The following is a 21,343-nucleotide window of genomic DNA, read 5'->3' on the forward strand; positions in this document are numbered from 1 at the left end:
GGCCACGCACCCCCGCTCGGGTGCGGTCGGTCCGGCTCAGACGCCCGCGGTGCTGCGGATCCACGAGCGGCTGGTGGCGACGCTCGCGTAGTTGTTGGTGCCGCGGGTGTTCGTGCCGCTCTGGTTCTGCACGGTCGAGGCCACGCCGACCTGCACGCCGTTCGCGACCTCGGGCCCGCCCGAGTCGCCCTTCCACGCCGACCCGTCGATGCCGACGCTCTGGATCGCGCGCCCGCCGTAGGCGTCGGTGGAGCGGCCGGTGACCTGCACGTTGGCGACCTTCAGCGCCGACGCCGGGGGACCGGTCGGAGTCGTGCGGCCCCAGCCGTAGAGCTGGTTGGTGCTGCCCGTGGCCGGGTCCGCGCTGCCGAGGGTGATCGGCTTGGCGGTGGTGGCCTGCGCGAGGTGCAGCAGCGCGATGTCGCCGTTGGGCGACTCGGCTTCGCGGTCGACGGCGATCTTGGTGCCGCCGAAGAGCGTGTTGGTGCCGACGCGCACGTACATGCCGCTGCCGTCTTCGTCGAGGCAGTGCACGGCCGTCATCACCCAGCGCGCCGCGATGACCGTGCCGGAGCAGTTGAAGCCCTCGAAGTCGCGGCCCGGGGTGTTCACGTACACCTGGGCGCCCCAGCTGACAGCGGGCGCGGTGCCGCCGCCCACGATGTTCGTCTGCGCGGTGGCGGCGGTGCCGCCGGCCAGGGTGCACGCGACGGCGGCGGCGGTGACCACGCCGGCGAAACGGGTTCTGCGCACGGGAGTTCCTTTCGGTGGGGACCGGAAGTGCCGGGTCTCGGCTGGAACGGACGGTAATCAGCGCGTCACCCGGCCGGGAACCGACGAAGGTCGCGCGTGTCCGAATCACCCGACTTCCGTCGGGTCGGGGCGGGCGGTGGGCACCAGCCGAGTGCCGAACGGGCCGCTCGCACCGGGGGCCCGCAAAGTTGTCGGGGCGGGACCATGGTCCGCCCATGCCCCCACCTCCACCCTCAGCGGAGGCGCTACGCGCCACTGCGTAGATTCGAGACGTGGCTGACCCGACCACCTACCGTCCCTCGCCGGGGAGCATCCCGGACGCCCCTGGCGTGTACAAATTCCGTGACGCCGCCAAGCGGGTCATCTACGTCGGCAAGGCCAAGAGCCTGCGCAGCAGGCTGAACTCCTACTTCGCCGACCTCATGGGCCTGCACCCGCGCACGCGCCAGATGGTCACCACGGCCGCGAGCGTCGAGTGGACCGTGGTCACCACCGAGGTCGAGGCGCTGCAGCTCGAGTACAACTGGATCAAGGAGTTCGACCCGCGCTTCAACGTCCGCTACCGCGACGACAAGAGCTACCCGGTGCTCGCGGTGACGTTGAACGAGGAGTACCCGCGCCTGCACGTCTACCGCGGGGCGCGCAAGAAGGGCGTGCGCTACTTCGGGCCGTACTCCCACGCGTGGGCCATCCGCGAGACGCTCGACCTGCTGCTGCGGGTGTTCCCGGCCCGCACCTGCTCGGCGGGTGTGTTCCGGCGCCACGGGCAGATCGGCCGCCCGTGCCTGCTCGGGTACATCGACAAGTGCTCGGCGCCGTGCGTCGGGCGCGTGTCGGCCGACGAGCACCGGGGGATCGTCGAGGACTTCTGCGACTTCCTCGCGGGCCGCACCGACGCGATGATCCGCCGGCTCGAGCAGGAGATGGCGGCGGCGTCGGAGGAGCTCGAGTTCGAACGCGCCGCGCGGTTGCGCGACGACCTCGGTGCCCTGCGCCGCGCGATGGAGAAGCAGGCGGTGGTGTTCGGCGACGGCACCGACGCCGACGTGGTCGCCTTCGCCCACGACGAGCTGGAAGCGGCCGTGCAGGTGTTCCACGTGCGCGGCGGACGCGTGCGCGGGCAGCGTGGGTGGGTCATCGACAAGGCCGAGGAGATGGACGTCGCGGCGCTGGTCGACCAGTTCATCACGCAGTTCTACGGCGAGGAGTCCGACCGCGCGGCGCGCGACGGCGTCGACGCCGGGCCGGTCGTGCCGCGCGAGGTGATCGTGCCGGAGCTGCCCGCCGACGCCGAGGCGCTCGGTGAGTGGCTCTCCGGGATCCGCGGCTCGCGGGTGCGGGTGCGCGTGGCCCAGCGTGGGGACAAGAAGGCGCTCGCCGAAACGGTGGAGCGCAACGCGGGCGAAGCGTTCACCCAGCACAAGCTGCGCCGGGCCGGCGACCTCACCGCGCGTTCGGCGGCCCTGCAGGAGCTGCAGGACTTCCTCGCGCTCGACAGCGCGCCGCTGCGCATCGAGTGCATCGACATCAGCCACATCCAGGGCAGTGACGTGGTGGCGTCGCTCGTGGTGTTCGAGGACGGTCTCGCGCGCAAGTCCGAGTACCGCCGGTTCGCGTTGCGCGAGGCGGCGGAAGAAGGCGACGTCGCGTCGATCGCGGAGGTCGTGCGCCGCCGGTTCCACCGCTACCTCAAGGAAACCGCGGAGCCGAGCGGCTCCGGCGACGCAGTGGCCGAAGACGGCACGGACGACGGGGCCATCGAACCCGCGCGTCCCGGCATCGACCCGGACACGGGCCGTCCGCGCAAGTTCGCGTACCCGCCCAACCTGCTCGTGGTCGACGGCGCGGGCCCGCAGGCGACCGCGGCGGCCGACGTGCTGGCGGAGCTGGGGATCACCGACATCGCCGTGGTGGGGCTCGCGAAGCGGCTCGAGGAGGTCTGGTTGCCCGCCGACCCCGATCCGGTGATCCTGCCGCGCACGTCGGAGGCGCTGTACCTGTTGCAGCGCCTGCGCGACGAGGCTCACCGCTTCGCCATCCGTTACCACCGCGAGAAGCGGTCCAAGCGGCTGTCGGCGTCCGAATTGGACAGTGTGCCCGGGCTGGGGCAGGCTCGGCGCACCGCGCTGATCAAGCACTTCGGCTCGGTGAAGAAGCTCAAGCAAGCCAGGGTCGAGGAGATCGAGGCGGTGCCCGGCTTCGGCAGGCGCACCGCGGAGGCCGTGGTGGCGGCACTGGCCGGGGAGACCGGTGCCGGTTCGGGAGGGGACAAGGGGTCGTGATCGGGGAAGGAACCATCGTGAGTGCGCAAGAGGACAGCCGGGGAACCGGGATGGAGGTCGCCGTCGTCAGCGGCCTCTCGGGAGCGGGGCGCTCGACGGCGGCGAAGTGCCTGGAGGACCTGGGCTGGTTCGTCGTGGACAACCTGCCGCCGGAGCTCATCGCCACCATGGTCGAGCTGGGCGCGCAGGCGCGGGGCGCGATCACCAAGGTGGCCGTGGTGATGGACGTGCGCTCGCGCGCGTTCACCGACGACCTGGCCTCGGTGATCAAGGACCTCGACGCGCGCGGGTACAAGCCGCGCGTGCTGTTCCTCGAGGCCACCGACGCCGTGCTGGTGCGCCGGTTCGAGGCGGTGCGCCGCGGCCACCCGATGCAGGGCGACGGCCGGCTCGCCGACGGCATCACCGCCGAGCGCAAGCTGCTGGCCCCGCTGCGCGAGGAAGCGGACCTGGTGCTCGACACCTCCGCGCTGTCGGTGCACGACCTGCGGGCGAAGATCGAGGACGCGTTCGGGTCCGAGGCGAGCACGCAGACGCGGGTGACCGTGCTGTCGTTCGGCTACAAGTACGGCCTGCCGATGGACTCCGACCTGGTGATGGACGTGCGGTTCCTGCCGAACCCGTTCTGGATCCCGGAGCTGCGCGACCACACGGGGCTCGACGGCGAGGTGCGCAACTACGTGCTCTCGCAGGAAGGCGCGGAGGAGTTCCTCGACCGCTACCACCAGCTGCTGCGCCTGATCGGCGCCGGCTACAAGCGCGAGGGCAAGCGGTACCTCACGCTCGCCGTCGGCTGCACGGGCGGGAAGCACCGCAGCGTCGCGATTTCGGAGGAGCTCGCGCACCGACTGTCCAAGGAGGACGGAATGGCCGTGAAGGTGGTGCACCGCGACCTTGGCCGTGAGTGACGTACGCGCGGTCGCGCTCGGCGGCGGACACGGCCTGCACGCGACGCTCACCGCGTTGCGCCGGGTCACCCGGGAGGTCACGGCGGTCGTCACCGTGGCCGATGACGGGGGCTCCTCGGGGCGCCTGCGCCGGGAGCTGGGGCTCCTGCCGCCGGGCGACCTGCGGCAGGCCTTCGCGGCCTTCGCGGCGGAGGACGGCGGCACGCTGTGGGCCGAGGTCTTCCAGCACCGCTTCGGGGGCGACGGCGCGCTGGCCGGCCACGCGGTGGGCAACCTGCTGCTGGCCGGCCTGTTCGAGGTGCTCGGCGATCCCGTGGCGGCGCTCGACGAGGCGAGCCGCCTGACGGGGATTTCCGGACGGGTGCTGCCGATGTCGCCGGAGCCGCTCGAGATCGAGGCCGAGGTGAGCGGGCTCGACAGCGAGGACCCGGGCGCGGTCCGCCGGATCCGCGGGCAGGTGGCCGTGGCGAGCACCCCCGGGCAGGTGCACCGCATCAGCTTGCACCCGGTCGGGCGCCAGGCGCGGCCGCCGCACGGCTGTGCCGAGGCCATCGAGGCCGTGCTGGGTGCCGACGTGGTGTTCCTCGGACCCGGTTCGTGGTTCACCAGTGTGCTGCCGCACGTGCTCGTGCCGGATCTGCACGACGCGCTCGTGCGGACGAAGGCGACCAAGGTGGTGGTCCTCAACCTTGTCCCCCAGCCGGGGGAAACTGCCGGGTTCTCCCCGGAGCGCCATCTCGACGTACTCTTCGAACACGCCCCCGCGCTGCGGGTCGACGCCGTGATCGCGGACCGCGATTCCGTGCCGGACCCGGCAAGTCTGCGCCGGGCGGCGCAGCGGCTCGGCGGCCGCGCCCATCTGGGGGCGGTGGCCGACCCGGTCGTGGAGGGACGGCATGATCCTGATGCGCTCGCCCGGTGCATGCGAGAGGCTCTCGGCCTCGACGGGGGACAGCACCGTGGCTGACGGCGGGCGCGCAGCGGAAGGCAGGAGGGGCAGTACATGGCGATGACCGCCGCGGTGAAGGACGAACTGAGCAGGCTCGAGATCACGAAGATCGGGCCACGCCGGGCGGAGGTCGCGTCGCTGCTTCGCTTCGCGGGCGGGCTGCACATCGTGGCCGGCCGCGTGGTGGTGGAGGCCGAGCTCGACACGGGCTCGGTGGCGCGGCGCCTGCGCAAGGAGATCCACGAGCTCTACGGCCACCAGTCCGACGTGCACGTGATCACCGCCAGCGGCGGCCTGCGCAAGGGCACGCGTTACGTCGTGCGCGTGGTGAAGGACGGCGAGGGCCTCGCCCGCCAGACGGGCCTGATCGACCAGCGCGGCCGGCCCGTGCGCGGCCTGCCCGCCGCCGTGGTGTCCGGCGGGGTCGCCGACGCCGAAGCAGCGTGGCGCGGCGCATTCCTGGCCCACGGTTCGCTGACCGAGCCGGGCCGCTCGTCGTCGCTCGAGGTCACCTGCCCGGGCCCGGAGGCCGCGCTGGCGCTCGTCGGCGCCGCCCGCCGCATGGGCATCCAGGCGAAGTCGCGCGAGGTCCGCGGCGCCGACCGCGTGGTGGTGCGCGACGGCGACGCCATCGGCGCCCTGCTCACGCGCCTCGGCGCCCACGCCAGCGTGCTGCAGTGGGAAGAACGCCGCATGCGCCGCGAGGTCCGGGCCACCGCCAACCGCCTCGCCAACTTCGACGACGCCAACCTCCGCCGCTCGGCCCGCGCGGCCGTCGCGGCGGCCGCCCGCGTCGAACGCGCCCTCGACATCCTCGGCGACACCGCCCCGGACCACTTGCTGGCGGCCGGCAAGCTGCGCCTCTCGAACCGCCAGGCGTCGCTGGAGGAACTCGGCCAGCTCTCCGACCCCCAGATGACGAAGGACGCGGTCGCCGGTCGCATCCGCCGCCTGCTCGCCATGGCGGACAAGCGGGCGAAGGACCTGAACATCCCGGACACCGAGTCCGCGGTGACCCCGGAGATGCTGGAGGAAGAGGAAGCCTAGGGCTTGCGTTGTCCCGGCAGCTTGAGCTCGGTGACCAGCGCGCGCAGCCACGGCTGCGCGATCGCCGGCTCTTTCACGATCGTGCGCACCAGCCAGTCCCGCACCGCCGCGGTGCGGCCGGCCACGACGATCGCCAGCGCTTCGGTCAGGGCTTCGCGGGTCTTTTCGTCGTGGCGGGGCGCTTCGGGATCGGCGGGTCCGGCCGAAGGACCGCGTCAGTTTCGGCTGCCAGTTGCCGAAGTAGTGCCAGACGTTGCCGTGGAGTGAGACGTTGCGGATGGCGCCGGTCGGCAGGTCGGTGGTCCAGGCCGCGTTCCGGTGCCAGCGCCAGGTCTTGGGGCTCGTGTCGAACCGCCAGGTGATGCCGACGATCCGCAGTCGCCGCCGCACTTCCACCCAGGCGACACCGTCGTCGGCGGCCCAGTCGCGCAGGAGCGCGACGAGCGTCTTGACCGTGTCACCGTGGTGGACGAGATCGGTGAACACCACCGGTGGGCCGCCGGCCGCGAGCACGGCGGGGGAGATGCCGGCGTCGGCCAGGTTCGCCCGCAGCTGCGCCTTTTCGGCAGCCGCCAGCGGCGCCGTGGGCCCGACCATCCTCAACGAAAGCGGCAGCAACCGCAGCCGGCTGCGGTCGGTGAGGGCGCCGCTCAACAGGTCGTACACGCTGTCGGCGGACCGGCCGACGAAGTGCAGGTCCCCGTCGCCGCTTCGCGCCAGCACCTTCGCCGCGCAGTCCGTGAGCTCGTCGAGGAACCACAAATCCGGCACCCCGGCGGGCAGGGCACCGACCTGTTCGGGACGCACGAGATCCCAGCGGTACGGGCGGTTCGGTTCGGTCACCCTTCCAGAACACCATGCGGCACAACCGATTTGAGCTGCATAACTCGGTTGCGGCACACGACGACCGTGCGCGACTTCGGCACCGGGGCCAGGAGCGGGCCGAGCGGTTGGCGGCCGCGCTCGCGAGGTCGCCGGCCGACGTCGGGCGGTGCCTCACCGTCGAGGATCTGGCCGCGGCGCCGCTCCGGTCGTCCCGGCCGCGGTCCGGGGTGCGCCCGACGGGAAAGGCGGACGCTGGTGTGCGCCAGGGGTGACCGGCGCCGCTCCGGTCACCCCTGGCGCAGTCCTGGGTTCCGGCCCGTCGCCGTCGCGGGGTTCGCCGACGGGCCACACGCCGGCGGGAAGCCCTGCGGGACAGGGGATCCGGCAGCGGCGGTGCGGCCGAGAGGCGGGGCGGGACGTGGGGGCGGAAGTGCGGGGGACTGGTCCGAGGCGATAGTTAGGAAACTTTCCTATCTATTGGAAGAATGACACCATCCCGAACGGGGTGGTGTCAACACCGGACGGCTCGATCACCGTCCGTCAACCCGGCCGCCATCAGGTGCACAGCCATTCGAACTGCCGACAGCGGCCCGCCCGCACCACTGCCTGCCCAGGCGCAGCCGACCGCCTCGCGTCAGCCGGCGATGTCCGCCCGCGCGATCACCTTCGTGATCTTCGCCCGAACGAGCGATTCCTCCGGCACGGCGTTGCGCTTGCCGTACGCCTCGGCCTGGTCCGGACCCATGTACCGGCCGCCCAGCCGGGTCGCCCATTCGAGCTTCTCGTCGTGGTCGTCGTGCAACGTCGCTTCGGCCGTGAACTGCACGTACGAGTACGGCGGCCGCTGGTCGTCGACGGCGAGCGACAGCCGCGGGTCGCGGCGCAGCGCCTTGCCCTTCAGCGTGTTCCAGCCCGTGTTGAACACGATTTCGTCGCCGTCGGGCCCCTCGTTCAGCAGGAACCAGATCGGCGTGACGATCGGGGCGCCGTTCGCGCGCACGATCCCCAGCATGCCCGTCCTCGTGCCCTCGCTCGCGAAAGCCCACCACTCGGCCCTGCTCATCTCACGCATGTGGGTCACGCTAGCCGTCCGCGTGTGCGGGCGCCTGAGCAGGCCGACTAGCCTGGCCTGCTGTGCGAGACGACGAGATGGAGATCGCGGGCCTGGCCGACGAGGGGCTGACCCGCCGGCTGAAGGCGCTCGCGTGCACCGCGCCGCTGCACGACCTCGACGCGCGCAAGGCGAAGCTGGACTGGGCCGAAGCCACGATCTACCAGATGGCCGAGATCGCGCTGCACACGATCGACCAGGTCACCATCGCGATGGACTTCGACACCGGCGCCGGTCACGACCAGGTCATCGACCGGCTGCTGCCGTTCATCGCGCAGCAGGCGCCCTCGCGCATGCCGGAAGAGCACGTGCGCGTGGCGAAGTGGGTGCTCGACAACCTCATCAACGTCGGCACGACCGACCGCGGCTTCCGGCGCGTCTACGGCTCGATGGGGCCGGGCGGCTACCAGCGCCGACAGTTCGACTTCAAGCTGCTCGTGGAGCTGGCCGCCCCCGACGGCGAGGTGTACCTGCGCGCCACGGACGAGGCGATCAACGTGCTCGTCGGAGCCCTGGACACCGACGTCGAGTCGGCGCAGATCGCCGCCGAGGTGAAGCTCGAGAACCTCATCAACCGCGGCCGGCTGGCCGACGCGAAGCTCGCGGCCGAGCAGGCGCGCTACCGCACCGTGCAGTACGGCGAGACGCTGCGGGCCAAGCTCGACGCCACCCGCCGCGACGTGCGCGCCGTCGACTGGGAGCGGGAGGTGCCCGAGCTGCTCGACACCGCGCTCGGCCACATCGAGTCCCGCTTCCGCGCGGAGAACGCGATCCTCAAGAACATCACCACCGCCCGCGACGAGTCCGAGGACCTCGACCACAAGCGCCGCGCGGCCGAGCTGGTGGACATCGTCGCCGACTGCATCCGCCGCCACACCCGGCTGCAGTCGCGCCTGGCCGCCGCGGGCGCGGTGTTCCGCGCCGAGCAGGACCGCCAGCAGTTCTCCGGCCCGCCGCAGCGCGCGACGATCGACCTGTTCGGCCAGCTGCTCGTGCCCACCCTCGGGCTGCCGCTGGCCGACGCCGTCGCCCCCGCCGAGCACTTCTTCCACGCCGTCGCCGGCATCACGCCGCCGGTGGTGCCCGCACTGTCCTCGCTCGTGTCGCTGCTGCTGCGCCCCGCGCCCGAGCGCGACCAGCTCGTGGGGGAGGTCCCCGAACCCGAGCTGATGCCGGCCGAGGACACCGACCGCTTCGGCGACGACGTGTGGCGCCTGGCCGACGACCTGCTCGACCTGCCCGACGTGCCGCGCCGCCTGTCGGGCCTGCTGGAGGACGCACGCCGCACGAAGCAACCCGGGCTGGCGAGCCTGGTCGCGCTGCGCGCCCTGCACGCCTACAGTCCCGAGGTCGGCGCCGCGCGCCGCCAGGGGGAACGCCACGTGCTGCTGGCCGTCGACGACGGCACGCTGCTCGACGACCCCGAGTTCGGCGGCGCCGACCTGCTGCTGTCCACCGCCGAGGTCGAACGGGCGGAAGAAGCCGAAGAGACCGAGGAGGTCGCCTGATGCCCGTGACGCACACGAGCGTCGACGCCGAGGCCGCCGCGCGCCTGGTGGCGTTCGGCATGCGCCCGAAGCAGCTGCCCGCGCGCGACGTCGTCTACGGCGAGCTGGTGCGCCGCTACGGCGAGGACAACGCGTTCAAGGCGCTCACGCACGCCGTCGCGGCCGGGCTCGGGCTCATGGTGCTGGAGGTCAACCAGCAGGCGGGCGCGGTGCTCGCGGCCGTCGACGAGTCGATCTTCGAGATCAAGATGGACAGCTACGCCCGCCAGGCCAAGATCCGCGAACGCCGCGAGACCGAGAAGGTCATCCACGGCCTCATCCACCTCGCCGCCGCGGCGCTGGCGTACCCGCGCCCGGACGACCTCGCCAACGACACCTACATCGGCCGCGTGAGCGTGGAGCAGGTCGACGCCATGGTGCGCGAGGCATCGCGCATCCTCGACGAGCGCGCGCAGCAGGCCGAGGCCAACAACGACCCGCTTGCCGACGCGCCGGAGCTGGAACAGGCGTGGCGCGCCTACACCCGCCGCCCGGCCGCGGCGGCCACCAAGGACGGCCGCATGGCCGCCGACACCACCCGGGGCATGGTCTCGCGCGCCCTGCGGTTCCTCGCCGACCAGGGTTTTCTGGTGCCGGTGAGCGACGAGCAGGGCGGCACCTACCGCACCACGTCCCGGTACCAGATCCAGGTGCGCGAGCTGGCCGCCGACGCGGCGTTCGACGACTTGCTCGCGCTCGACGTCGTCGCGGTCGCGAGCGCGGGGGGCACGCTGCGCACGAGGACGTCGGACACGTTGCAGTAGAGGGGAATCGATGTACGAGCTTTCGCGGGTCCGCCTGCACTCGGTGGGCCCCGCGGGCGCCCGCTACCAGGACGTGGTGCTGGACTTCAGCGGCGTCGGCGCCACCATCACCGCGCCGCAGCAGGACGCGTTGTTCAACGCCGGTGTCCACGCCGGGGGACCGGTGCGCCGGCCCTCGCCCGCGAGCGTGCTTTTCCTGGAGAACGGCGGCGGCAAGTCGGTGCTGATCAAGCTGATCTTCTCCGTGATGCTGCCCGGCCGCCGCCAGGTCGTGGGCACCACGAGCACCAAGGTGCTGGAGAAGTTCGTGGCGGCCAAGGACGTCTCGCACGTCGCGCTGGAGTGGCTGCACGTGGAGACCGGCCACCGTGTGATCACCGGCAAGGTGTCGGAGTGGCGCGGGCACGTGACGTCGGCGGACTCGGAGAACCTCGTGGACTCCTGGTACTGCTTCCGTCCGACGCAGGAGCTGGGGCTCGATTCCCTGCCGCTCACCGAGGACGGCCGGCTGCTCACCATGTCCGGCTTCCACGACCGCATCGCGGCGGCGGCCATGGCCGAACCGGAGCTGGAGCTGTCGTGGACGCGCCGGCACCACGAGTGGACCGGCCGGCTCGACTCGCTCGGCCTCGACACGGAGCTGTTCCGCTACCAGCGCGCGATGAACGCGGGTGAGGGCGAGGCGGCCGACGCGTTCCAGTTCTCCACCGACGAGGCGTTCGTGGAGTTCCTGCTGCGCGCGGTGGTGTCGGAGGACGAGCCGAAGGACCTCGCCGAGGTCGTGTCGACTTATGCGCACAACCTCGCGCAGCGCGGCGATCTGCTGGCGGAGAAGGACTTCGTGGAGGGCGCGCTCGAGCTGCTCGGGCCGCTCGCCGACGAGGAAGGGGTGGCCGCCGCGTCGCGCCGGATCGCCGAGTCGGCCCGCGCCGATCTGCGTGAGCTCGCCGGGCGCATCCACGCGCGCAACGAGCTGGAGAACGCGCGGCTTTCGGGGCTCGAGGCGCACGTCGACGAGGTGACCTCGGCGGAGAAGCTGGCCGAGGGCGACCACCGGCGGCTGGCCGCGGGGGTCACGGAGCTGCGCCGGCTCGTCGCCGTGCTGCGGCTGGAGGAAGCGCAGGAAGCCCGCAAGCGCGTGGACGCCGAGCTCGCCGACGCGAAGACGGCGGCGGAGGCGTGGCGCGAGACCGCGACCGTGCTGAACCAGCTGAACGCGGCGCGCAAGGCGAAGGACCTGCGTGAGCTCGTCGGCAACCGCGAGGAGAAGGCGAAACCCGCGCTGGCGGCCCGCAACGCGGCGGCTTCGGCGCTGGCACGCGGCCTCACGGCGCTGGCCCGCGACGCCCAGCGGCAGGCGGACAAGGCCGAGGCCCACGCCGACGCGCTGCGCGCCGAGGCCGAGAAGGCGCAGACCGACCGGGACGAGGCCGCGAACCTGGCGGCGTCGAGGCGGGCGGAGGCACGTGGCCTGGCGGCCCGGATCGCCGAACTGCGGGAGGAAATCTCGGGCTCTGTCCGAAGTGGACTCCTGGCGGCCGGCGCGGACGTCGCCGAGGCTTCCCGGGCCGCGCGCGCCGAAGCCGACGAAGCCGCGGCCGAACTGGTGCGGCGAGAGCAGGAGCTGGATCGGGCGAGCGAGGACCTCCAGGCGGCGCAACGGGCCGTGAACGAGGCCAACCAGCTCGCCGGGTCCACTCAGGACCGGCTCGTGCGCGCGGCCGAGGACCTCGACCGGGCTCACCGGCGTACGGACGCGCTGGCCGCCGAACCGCGGCTCGTCGAGCTGCTCGGCGCCGACGACGTGCGCTTGGAGAGCGACCTTCCCGTGCTGCTGCAACGCCTTCGCGAGGCGAGCGCGGCCGTGGAGAAGGAGCAGACGACGCTGCGGATGGAGGAGTCGGCCGACGAGCGCGCTCTGGCCGCCCTCGGCTCCGGCGGCCTGCTGCCGCCCCCGCACGATGTGCAGATGGCCCTCGATGCCCTGGAGGAAGCCGGGATCACGGCCTGGTCGGGCTGGCGCTATCTGTCCAAACTGGACGCTTCCCGGCGCGACGAGGTGCTGGAACGGCTGCCGCAGCTCGTCGCGGGGGTGCTGCTCAACGACGCTGCGCAGGTGCCGCGGGCGCGTGAGGTGCTGGCGGCCGGGCGGCTGCTGCCCAGCGCGGTGATCGCGGTGGGCACGACGGAAGCGTTCCAGCGGGCCGAGGGGGCCGCGGCGGGGGTGGAGTTCCTCGTGCCGCCGAACCCGGCGATGTACGACGAGGAAGCGGCCGACACCGAACGCGAGGCCGTGGCGCTGCGCCACGCCGAACGCCAGCGGCGGCTGGAGCAGCTGGCCGGCGCGCTCGCCACCGACGGCGCGCTCACGTGGAAGCTCACGACCTGGCGCGAGGACTACCCGGCCGGGGCGATCGCGACGCTGGCCGAGCAGGCCGAAAGCGCCCGCGTGGCGCGCGAGACCGCGCAGACGGCACTGGGGCAGGGCGAGGCGGAGTTCGCGCGGTTGAGCGAGAAAGCGGCGGTGCTGCGCGAGCGCGTGCCGGCGTTGCGGACCGCGGTGGCCGAGGGGGAGGAGAAGGCACGCCGGCTGGGCGAGCTCTCGACCCGGGCCACGCGCGTCGCCGAGTGGACCGAGGAGGTCGAGCGGGCCACGGAGATCGCCGAGCGCGCGGAGGCCACGGCGGCCGACGCGGCGGCCCGCGCGGCGCGGCTGCGTGAGCAGGCGGCGGAGGAGCAGCGAACCGCCGACGGCCACCGCCGCACGGCGACCACCGCGCGCTCCGAGCTGGCCGAGGTCCCGGGCGCGGCCGAGGTGACCGAAGACGCCGAAGCGCCGGCCGAGCCCGTGGACGCACTGCGGCGGACGTTCGCGTCGGCGTCGGAGGCGTACGCCAAGGTCGAGGTCGGCAGCGACCTGCGGGCCGAACTGGAGCAGGCCGAGTCGGCGGAGGCGGCCGCCGGGTCGGCGCTCGAGTCGCTCGACGAGGCCGTGCGCGCGCGGGCGGCGGAGCTGCTGGAAACACCGGACGGCTCCGACGCGTCCGCTCGCGCCGCGGCGCTGGCCCGTGCCCGGCGCGTGGTCGACGCCGTGGAGGAGGACCGCACCGAGGCCATCGGGCTGGTGTCCACGCGGCGGGCCGAGCTGGACGTGCTGCCGCTGCACACGGGCGCGGCCTCGCCGGGCGAGCGGCCGCGCGACATCGAGCACGGCCTGGAGCTGATCGACGCGGCTTCGCTGGAGGTGTCGGCGGCCGCGCGCACGTGGGAAGAACTGCAGGAACGTCGTGCCGCGGCGGAGGCGACGCTGGATTCGGCCAAGGCGTCGGCGTCCGGCTTCGGGCTGCTCGGCGAATCGCTGGCGCACCTGCTGCCCGAAGCTCCGGCCGCGGCCTACGACGGCGACGTGGAATCGGCGCGGGCCAAGCACTCCCAGCTGAACAGCGTGCTGACGTCCGCGCAGGAGGCCGCCGACACCGGCGACCGCCGCGTGCGGGCGGCCGCGGACCAGCTGGCGCAGTACGCCACGGAGAAGCGGTTCGAGAAGCTGAGCACGCCCGTGCGCCAGCAGGTGATCGCGGTGAAGCGCGACCAGCTGCCCGGCCACGCCGCCGAGTGGGCCGAAGCGCTGCGGCCGCGCCTGCGCACCCTCACCGACGACCTCGCCCAGATCGACCGCCACCGCGGCGGCATCATCACGCGCCTGCAGGGCATGGTCGACGGCGCGCTGCGCACCCTGCGCTCGGCCCAGCGCGTGTCCCGGCTGCCCGACGGCCTCGGCGACTGGTCGGGGCAGGAGTTCCTGCGCATCCGCTTCACCGAGCTCGAGGACAACGTCCTGGCGGAAAAACTCGGCGAGGTCGTGGACGAAGCCGCGGTCGGCAAAACGGCCGACGGCCGCGACGTCAAGCGCGACGGCCTGTCCCTCGTGCTGCGGGGCGTGATGGTGGCCGCGCCCAAGGGCTTCCGCGTCGACATGCTCAAGCCGGACTCCGTGCTGCGCACCGAACGCCAGCGCGTGTCCGAAATCCGCGACGTGTTCTCCGGCGGCCAGCAGCTCACCGCGGCGATCATCCTGTACTGCACGCTCGCCGCCCTGCGCGCCAACAACCGCGGCAAGGCCCGCAACCGCCACTCCGGCGTGCTCTTCCTGGACAACCCGATCGGCCGCGCTTCGGCCGGGTACCTGCTGGAGCTGCAACGGGCCGTCGCGGAGGCCCTGGGCGTGCAGCTGATCTACACCACGGGCCTGTTCGACGCCGGGGCTCTCGCGGAGTTCCCGTTGATCGTTCGCCTCCGCAACGACGCCGACCTGCGGGCGGGGCGCAAGTACCTGTCGGTGGACTCGACGATCCGCAGCTCGCTGGAGGATCTCGGGGATCCGGACGGCGTCGCCCGGTTGTCGGCGACCCGGATGTTCGCGAAGACGATCGAGCCCGCCGAGCCCGCCGAGCCCGCCGAGCCCGAGGTGGCGGCGGTGGACGAACGATCCGCGTGACCGGCCTGGAGCGCCGGCGTCCGTCGGGATTACCGTGAGCCGGTGCTGACTGGACGGTTCGAGCGCCGGGCGCGGCGCTCGCTGCGGGATCTGGCGGATCGGCTGGCGACGGGCTGGCCCGCGATGGCGGCGGCTCCGGCGCTCGCCGCGGCGGTGGACCAGCACGCCGCCGCGGTGCGCGACATTCTCGTGCTCGGCGTCGACGAGTCGGCGTCGGTGGCCGCGACGGTGCTGCTGGCGTCCTACGCCCACGGCCTCATCGAGCAGGTCCAGGAGGACACCGGCCGGCCGTGGACCCCGGTCGCCGACATCGCGGGGTGGGCCACGGCTTCGCGGGTCCAGCTGCGCCTGCTGGCTGTGTGCCGGCTGGCGCGGGAGCACCGGTCGGGGCCGCTCGTCGCGTCCCCGACCGATCTGCCGTCCCTGGCCTGAGCGCTCACAGCCGGGTGTCGGGTGGGATCGCCTCGTCGCCGGACTGCTCCGCCCGGGTGTGCCGGGGCGGCGCGCCGGCCGTGCCCGATGGAGTGGGGAACGCCTCGGTCGGGGTGTCGGAGCGCGCAACGGCGTCTTCGCGGCCACGCTGGCGGGCTTGTTCGGCCGCCCGCGGGATTTCGTCGTCCGCGCGGTCGAGCCAGCGCGTCCAGCGCTGCTGCATCGGCCTGATCAACCCGCCGCCGGCGCCCACCACGGCGATGCCGCCGACGGTGGCCAGCACGGTGATCAGGACCGGGGTCGTGACCGTGGTCGCGATCCCGATCTGGTTCACCGCGGCGATGATGCCCAGGCCCCAGATGAAGATCGACGCGATCGTCGCCAGGACCTTGCCGTAGGACGCGCCCGACAGCACACCGGAGATCAGGTCCTTCACGGCCCGCGCGATCGCGGCGGCCACCACGATGATGATGATCGCGACGGCCGCGCGCGGCAGCCAGGCGACGATGGCCGTCAGCAGGTCCGAAACCGGGTTCGGCCCCCACACCACGAACGCGATCTGCAGCGTGATCAGCAGAAGTGCGTAGTACAGCAATTTCGAAATGAGGTTGGACGCGTCGAACTTCGAGCGGTCGAGCATTGTTTTCAACCCGCCGCGTTCCACGAGCCGGTCGAAGCCGACGCGGTGCAGCAGCTTGTCGACCAGTTTCGCGATCGCCTTCGAGATCAACCACCCGATCACGAGGATGATCAGGAACACGAGCAGTTTCGGCACGAACGTCGCGACGGTGCTCCACGCGTCGGAGATCCCCCGCCCGACGTCGATGGCGGCCAGTGAGGAGGTGGCCATGACTGAGCTCCCTGTTCGAAATGGGCTGCCTCTGCCGGCCACCCGGATGGAGCGCCGTGTACCCCTTCGGGATCCGCATACACGCAGTTTTCAGCGTTATGAATCCGCGAACCCAGGGGATCGGCCGGGCATTTTCCGGCGGCGTGCCGAAATCGCGGGGAGGTGCCCGGCGGGGGCGGTGGGGCGGCCCCCGCCGGGGAGTGGTCAGACGCGCCGGGCGCCGGGTTTGCCGTCGTCGGTGACGAAGGTGGCGAGGGTGTAGAGCGGGGCGTCCTGGCGCAGCACGGTGTCCGACACCCGGAAGTCCGCGCGCCACTGCAGCGGCGTGACGTCGACCTGGATGTAGCCGCGCTGGTTGTTCTGGAACTTCAGGTGCGGGTTGTCCGCGGTGGGCCCGAACACCGTCGTCGGGTTGGTGTCGCCGCCGCTGCTGATCGACGAGCCGAGGTACTCCGTGGCCAGCGTTTCCGAGGCGGGGTCGGAGAAATCGGCCTTGAGGTCGAACACCCAGTTGCGGTGCGCGTCTCCGGTGATCACCACCGGGTTGGCCGGGCGGTGCTCCGCGATGAACTGCAACAGCTGGTCGCGGTCGGCGACGTAGCCCTCGCCCCAGTTGTCGGTGGAGTCGTAGGAGACGCCGGGGCCGGCCTGGTGGTCGAACGGCGCGAACTTCGTCTGGTTGCCGATGATGTTCCACCGCGCGGTCGAGCTCGCCAGGCCGTCCTGCAGCCACTTCTCCTGCGCGTCGCCGAGGATCGTGCGGTTCGGGTCGAGCGCACCCGGGGCGTACCCGCCAACGGCGGTCTTGGCCGTCCACTTCGCCTGGTCGGAGCGGTACTGGCGGGTGTCGAGCAGGTGGAACTGCGCGAGGGTGCCGAAGCGCACCCGGCGGTAGAGCTGGCTGTCCGGCCCCGTCGGCATCGCCACGCGCCGCAGCGGCATGTTCTCAAAGTAGGCCTGGTAAGCCGCGGCCCGGCGGGCGAGGAACGCGGCGCCGGACTGGCCGCCGCCGATGTCGTCGGCGTAGTTGTTGGTGACCTCGTGGTCGTCTGGGATGACGAGGAACGGCATCGCCGCGTGCGCGGCCTGCAGCAGGGGGTCGGTCTTGTACTGCGCGTACCGGAGGCGGTACTCGGCCAGGGTGGTGATCTCCACCGGCGGCACGTGGGCGCGGTCGAGCGAAGCCTCGCCCGCGGACGGGCCCTGGTAGATGTAGTCGCCGAGGTGCACGACGAGCTCGAGGTCCTGGGCGACGATGTCGCGGTAGGCGACGAAGTAGCCGGCGGGGTAGTTCTGGCAGCTGGTCACCGCGAGCCGGAGCCGCTCGGGGGAGGCGTCGAAGGCGGGCGCGGTTTTCGTCCGGCCGACGGCGCTGATCGCCGGGCCGACGCGGAAGCGGTAGAAGTACTCGCGGGCGGGCGCCAGGCCGGACACCTCGACGTGCACCGAGTGCCCCAGCGCCGGCGTGGCCTCGACCGCGCCGCGCCGGACGATCCGGCTGAACTTCTCGTCCTCGGCGACCTCGTAGCGGACGCCGAACGACTGCGGCGGCATGCCGGCGTTGCCGTCCGCTGCGAGGGGGTCGGGCGCCAGCCGGGTCCACAGCACCACGCCGTCGGGCAGCGGGTCGCCCGAGGCCACGCCGAGCTTGAACGGGTGGTCGAAGTACGGCGGGGTGGCGGCTGCCGGGCGGGGGTCGGCGAGTGACCCGCCGACGATCACGGCCGCGGTGCCGAGCCCGCCCAGCGCCAGTGCGTTGCGTCTGCTCAGGGTGGGCTCGCCGGAGTGGCTCATGTCGGTGGGGATCCTTTCGGTGACGATCGGACCGCGGAAGCGGCCGCCGATCGATCACCTTTTCAGGCAGCGACACGAGGTTCAGGCAACGAAGTCCGAAGCCCCGGCGAATATTCGCTTGCCAAGGCAAGCCCACGGCAAGAAAGGCAAAAAAGCGCTTTGCCCGCTAATCCTTGCGGCCGGTGAACGCGAGCGTCGCACCCAGTCCGATCATCACCAGCCCACCGGTGCCGCCGACGAGCTCGAGCCGGCGAGGAGACCGGGCGAACCACGTGCGGGCCGTGCCGGCGGCCAGGGCCCACGCGCTGTCGCTGGCCAGCGCGATCACCGGCAGGCAGAGGCCGAGCAGCAGCATCTGCGCGGGCACCGAGCCCGCGGCCGGGTCGACGAACTGGGGGAGCAGCGCGGCCAGGAACACGATCGACTTCGGGTTCGCGAAGCCGACGACGAAGCCCACGCGCAGCACCGACAGCGTGCGGCCCGGCGTGGTGCGCACGGCCGTGGCCATGGCGTCGGCGAGTTTGCGGCGCTTGCGGATCGCCTGCACGCCCAGGTAGACGAGGTACAGCGCGCCCGCGAGCTTGATCGTGGTGAACACCGCCGCCGACGTCGTGACGATCGCGCCGAGCCCGAACGCGACGGCCACCACCTGCGTGTACACGCCGGCCGCGTTGCCCACGACGGTGAGCAACGCATCGCGGCGGCCCACGGTGAGCGCGCGGCTGATGGTGAACAGCACGCTCGGGCCGGGGACCACGACCATGAGGAACGTGAGGGCGGCGAAGGCCGCGAAGTGTGCAGGCGTGACCATCAGCCGAGCGTAGAACGCGTGGTGGCGCCGCGACGAGACGTTTTCTGTCGGACCCCGCTGGTACAACATGCCCGTGAAGATCTCCCTCGCGCAGCGCCGCGCCCGGCTCGGCGTGCGCCACCACCTCGCGGCCCCCGCGGCGACCGTCGAGCAAGCCGCCGCCGGGGTCGTCGCCCTGCACGCGACCGACCCGGCGTCGGTGTTCCTCGCCGCGTGGGCGCGCCTGGCGGGCGGCGACGTGGTGGCCGACGTCGAGCGAGCGCTGTACGAGGACCGGACCCTGTTGCGCCTGCTCGGCATGCGACGCACGGTGTTCGTCACCGACGTGCCCACGGCCGCGCTCGTGCAGGCCGGCTGCGCGGCCGACATCGCCGTGCGGCAACGGAAACTGCTCGAACAGCACCTCGGCACGATCGGTCACCCCGCCAACGTCGACGATCCGCCGGGCTGGCTCGCCGAGGTCACCGCGAGCGTGGAGAAAGCCTTGCGCGCCAGGGGATCCGCGACAGCTGCCCAGCTCGCCGACGACGAGCCCCGCCTGCGCCAGCAGCTGCACATGGCGCAGGGCAAGCCGTACGCCGCCATCGGCAACGTCACCAGCCGCGTGCTCTTCCAGCTCGCGGTCGACGGCCGCATCGTGCGCGGCCGCCCGCGCGGCACCTGGCTCAGCACGCAGTACCACTGGGCCCCGCTCGACGGCTGGCTCCCCGGCGGCCTGCCGGCGGTTTCCCCCGCGGACGCCCGCGTCGCCCTCGCCCGCCGCTGGCTGCACGCTTTCGGCCCGGCACCCGTCGCCGACCTCCGGTGGTGGACGGGCTGGACGGCCACCCAGGCCAAACAGGCCCTCGCGGTGATCGCCCCGGCGGAGGTCGACCTCGACGAGGGTCCCGGCATCGCCCTGCCCGACGACCTCGACCCGGTCGCCGAACCGGGCCCCTGGGTCGCCCTCCTCCCGGCCCTCGACCCCACGCCGATGGGCTGGTCCACCCGCGACTGGTACCTCGGCCCCCACCGCACCGCCCTCTTCGACCGCAGCGGCAACATCGGCCCCACCGCCTGGTGTGACGGCCGCGTCGTCGGCGCGTGGGCCCAGCGCCCCGACGGGGACATCGCGCTGCGCCTCCTGGAGGACGTCGGGGCCGACCGCCGCACCGCCCTGGAGGCCGAGGCCGCGCGCCTGCGGTCGTGGCTGGGGGAGACGCGGGTGGTGCCGAAGTTCAGGACACCGGCGGAAAAGGAGCTCTCGGCGTGAATGCGTGCTTCGCCGCGGCGGCGGGCAGGACGACGGCCGACCGAGCACGCCGAGCAGCCGCGACGGTCTACACACGAGACGTCCGCGTGGTCGCCGCTCACCCCGCAGCCGGCAGCGGCCCGAAGCGGTCGCCGCTCACCCCGCAGCCGGCAGCGGCCCGAAGCGGTCGCCGCGGGCTGCCTTGCTCCGGGCGCGTCCTGCCGCCTCGTCGATCCCGCACTCCGGGACCCGACCTTCCGGACGCACCCGACCCCCGACCCGCCGCGTGAACCCCGGCACCAAGACCGATCAAGCCACTGGTCCACACCCACGTCCGTGACACCCCCGGATTTCCTGTCGCAAGCTCGTGAGCTGGCTTCTTAATCGATTCTTGACGGTTCGGCGCAGTGGTGGAAGTCTCGTCGGGGCAGTCAGGGTCGGCCGTGCCCGCACGCTAGGGTTGCGCCGAGTCCGAAGTCTTCCGGGGCGCGGGCCCCGGTTCGAAAAGCACGACAAAGAGGAGTGGCAGCAGTGACCGTTCGCGTAGGTGTCAACGGCTTCGGCCGGATCGGCCGCAACTTCTTCCGCGCCGTGAAGGCGAGCGGTCACGACATCGAGGTCGTCGCGTTCAACGACCTCGGCGACGTCGCGACGATGGCCCACCTGCTCAAGTACGACTCCATCCTGGGCCGCTTCCCGGGCGAGGTCAGCCTGAGCGACGACGGCATCGTCGTCGACGGCAAGACCATCAAGGCCCTCGCGGAGCGCGACCCGGCGAACCTGCCGTGGGGCGACCTGGGCGTGGACGTCGTCGTCGAGTCGACGGGCTTCTTCACCAACGCCGACGCCGCCAAGGCGCACATCGCCGGCGGCGCGAAGAAGGTCATCATCTCCGCGCCCGCCAAGGGTGAGGACCTGACGATCGTGCTGGGCGTCAACGACGACAAGTACGACGGCTCGCAGGTGATCATCTCCAACGCCTCCTGCACCACCAACTGCCTCGGCCCGCTGGCCAAGGTCCTGCAGGACGCGTTCGGCATCGAGCAGGGCCTGATGACCACCATCCACGCCTACACGCAGGACCAGAACCTGCAGGACGCGCCGCACAAGGACCTGCGCCGCGCCCGCGCCGCCGCGCTGAACATCGTGCCGACCTCGACCGGTGCCGCGAAGGCGATCGGCCTGGTGCTGCCGGAGCTGCAGGGCAAGCTCGACGGTTACGCGCTGCGCGTGCCGGTGCCGACCGGCTCGGCCACCGACCTCACGGTCACCCTCACCAAGTCCGCGACGCTCGAAGAGGTCAACGCCGCGTACAAGGCCGCTGCCGAGGGCCCGCTGTCGGGTTACCTGCGCTACAGCGACGACCCGATCGTGTCGGCCGACATCGTCACGGACCCGGCGTCGTGCATCTACGACGCGCCGCTGACCAAGGTCATCGGCAACCAGGTCAAGGTCGTCGGCTGGTACGACAACGAGTGGGGCTACTCCAACCGCCTCGCCGACCTCGTCAAGCTCGTCGGTTCGAAGCTCTCCTGAACCCG

16 protein-coding genes are annotated in these 21,343 nt (G+C 72.4%); 10 read left to right on the forward strand and 6 right to left on the reverse strand.

Annotation, left to right across the window (positions count from 1 at the left end):
* Positions 1-36: 36 nt before the first annotated feature.
* A complete protein-coding gene (locus tag ACWEOE_RS36420; protein ID WP_452017398.1) occupies positions 37-753 on the reverse strand; it encodes a S1 family peptidase in 717 nt (238 codons plus the stop codon).
* 272 nt (positions 754-1,025) lie between these two features.
* Between ACWEOE_RS36420 and uvrC the strand changes: the two genes are divergently transcribed.
* From uvrC to whiA, 4 genes are read left to right on the forward strand one after another with little or no spacing between them, the layout of a single operon-like run.
* Entirely contained in the window at positions 1,026-3,035 is a 2,010-nt protein-coding gene (gene uvrC, locus ACWEOE_RS36425; RefSeq protein ID WP_452017400.1) for an excinuclease ABC subunit UvrC, read from the forward strand.
* A 50-nt stretch (positions 3,036-3,085) separates the two neighbouring features.
* Positions 3,086-3,943, forward strand: a complete 858-nt coding sequence (gene rapZ / locus ACWEOE_RS36430) for an RNase adapter RapZ (protein ID WP_360597079.1) — start codon at positions 3,086-3,088, stop codon at positions 3,941-3,943.
* Positions 3,930-4,910, forward strand: a complete 981-nt coding sequence (locus tag ACWEOE_RS36435; RefSeq protein ID WP_452017402.1) for a gluconeogenesis factor YvcK family protein — start codon at positions 3,930-3,932, stop codon at positions 4,908-4,910. The genes rapZ and ACWEOE_RS36435 overlap by 14 nt, the downstream gene beginning before the upstream one ends.
* Before the next feature lie 36 nt (positions 4,911-4,946).
* Positions 4,947-5,939, forward strand: a complete 993-nt coding sequence (gene whiA, locus ACWEOE_RS36440) for a DNA-binding protein WhiA (protein WP_452017404.1) — start codon at positions 4,947-4,949, stop codon at positions 5,937-5,939.
* Here the strand turns inward: whiA and ACWEOE_RS36445 are convergent.
* Both ACWEOE_RS36445 and ACWEOE_RS36450 read right to left on the reverse strand, forming a co-directional pair.
* Positions 5,936-6,064 (reverse strand): hypothetical protein, encoded by a 129-nt coding sequence (locus ACWEOE_RS36445; RefSeq protein WP_452017406.1) that lies wholly within the window; start codon positions 6,062-6,064, stop codon positions 5,936-5,938. The two genes, whiA and ACWEOE_RS36445, sit on opposite strands and share 4 nt — an antisense overlap.
* Before the next feature lie 1,334 nt (positions 6,065-7,398).
* A complete protein-coding gene (locus ACWEOE_RS36450) occupies positions 7,399-7,836 on the reverse strand; it encodes a PPOX class F420-dependent oxidoreductase (RefSeq protein WP_452017408.1) in 438 nt (145 codons plus the stop codon).
* Positions 7,837-7,913: 77 nt separating this feature from the next.
* Here ACWEOE_RS36450 and ACWEOE_RS36455 point away from each other — a divergent pair, with 77 nt between their 5' ends.
* Genes ACWEOE_RS36455 through ACWEOE_RS36470 form a run of 4 tightly spaced genes read left to right on the forward strand, consistent with a single transcriptional unit; the run spans position 7,914 to position 15,116 of the window.
* Positions 7,914-9,383 carry a hypothetical protein gene (locus tag ACWEOE_RS36455; protein ID WP_452017485.1) on the forward strand — a complete coding sequence of 490 codons (1,470 nt, stop codon included), beginning with the start codon at positions 7,914-7,916 and terminating at the stop codon, positions 9,381-9,383.
* Entirely contained in the window at positions 9,383-10,186 is an 804-nt protein-coding gene (locus tag ACWEOE_RS36460; RefSeq protein WP_452017410.1) for a hypothetical protein, read from the forward strand. Before ACWEOE_RS36455 ends, ACWEOE_RS36460 begins: the two co-directional genes overlap by 1 nt.
* 10 nt (positions 10,187-10,196) lie before the next feature.
* Complete coding sequence (locus ACWEOE_RS36465) at positions 10,197-14,684, forward strand: hypothetical protein (protein WP_452017412.1); 4,488 nt, start codon at positions 10,197-10,199, stop codon at positions 14,682-14,684.
* A gap of 42 nt (positions 14,685-14,726) precedes the next feature.
* Complete coding sequence (locus ACWEOE_RS36470) at positions 14,727-15,116, forward strand: DUF6401 family natural product biosynthesis protein (protein WP_452017414.1); 390 nt, start codon at positions 14,727-14,729, stop codon at positions 15,114-15,116.
* A gap of 4 nt (positions 15,117-15,120) precedes the next feature.
* Here ACWEOE_RS36470 and ACWEOE_RS36475 read toward each other — a convergent pair whose 3' ends face one another.
* The 3 genes from ACWEOE_RS36475 to ACWEOE_RS36485 all read right to left on the reverse strand — a co-directional run bounded on the left by ACWEOE_RS36475 (position 15,121) and on the right by ACWEOE_RS36485 (position 18,571).
* Positions 15,121-15,966, reverse strand: coding sequence for a membrane protein (locus ACWEOE_RS36475; RefSeq protein ID WP_452017416.1), 846 nt, complete (start codon positions 15,964-15,966; stop codon positions 15,121-15,123).
* Between the two features lie 204 nt (positions 15,967-16,170).
* Positions 16,171-17,760, reverse strand: coding sequence for an alkaline phosphatase D family protein (locus ACWEOE_RS36480; protein WP_452017418.1), 1,590 nt, complete (start codon positions 17,758-17,760; stop codon positions 16,171-16,173).
* A gap of 166 nt (positions 17,761-17,926) precedes the next feature.
* Complete coding sequence (locus ACWEOE_RS36485; RefSeq protein ID WP_452017419.1) at positions 17,927-18,571, reverse strand: LysE family translocator; 645 nt, start codon at positions 18,569-18,571, stop codon at positions 17,927-17,929.
* A 67-nt stretch (positions 18,572-18,638) separates the two neighbouring features.
* Between ACWEOE_RS36485 and ACWEOE_RS36490 the strand changes: the two genes are divergently transcribed.
* Together ACWEOE_RS36490 and gap are read left to right on the forward strand one after the other, a co-directional pair.
* The gene (locus ACWEOE_RS36490) at positions 18,639-19,823 is read left to right on the forward strand and encodes a winged helix DNA-binding domain-containing protein (protein ID WP_452017421.1); all 1,185 of its coding nucleotides are present in this window, start codon (positions 18,639-18,641) and stop codon (positions 19,821-19,823) included.
* A gap of 510 nt (positions 19,824-20,333) precedes the next feature.
* Positions 20,334-21,338, forward strand: a complete 1,005-nt coding sequence (gene gap / locus ACWEOE_RS36495) for a type I glyceraldehyde-3-phosphate dehydrogenase (RefSeq protein ID WP_452017423.1) — start codon at positions 20,334-20,336, stop codon at positions 21,336-21,338.
* Positions 21,339-21,343: the final 5 nt, after the last annotated feature.

It is taken from the genome of Amycolatopsis sp. NPDC004368, from assembly GCF_053602515.1.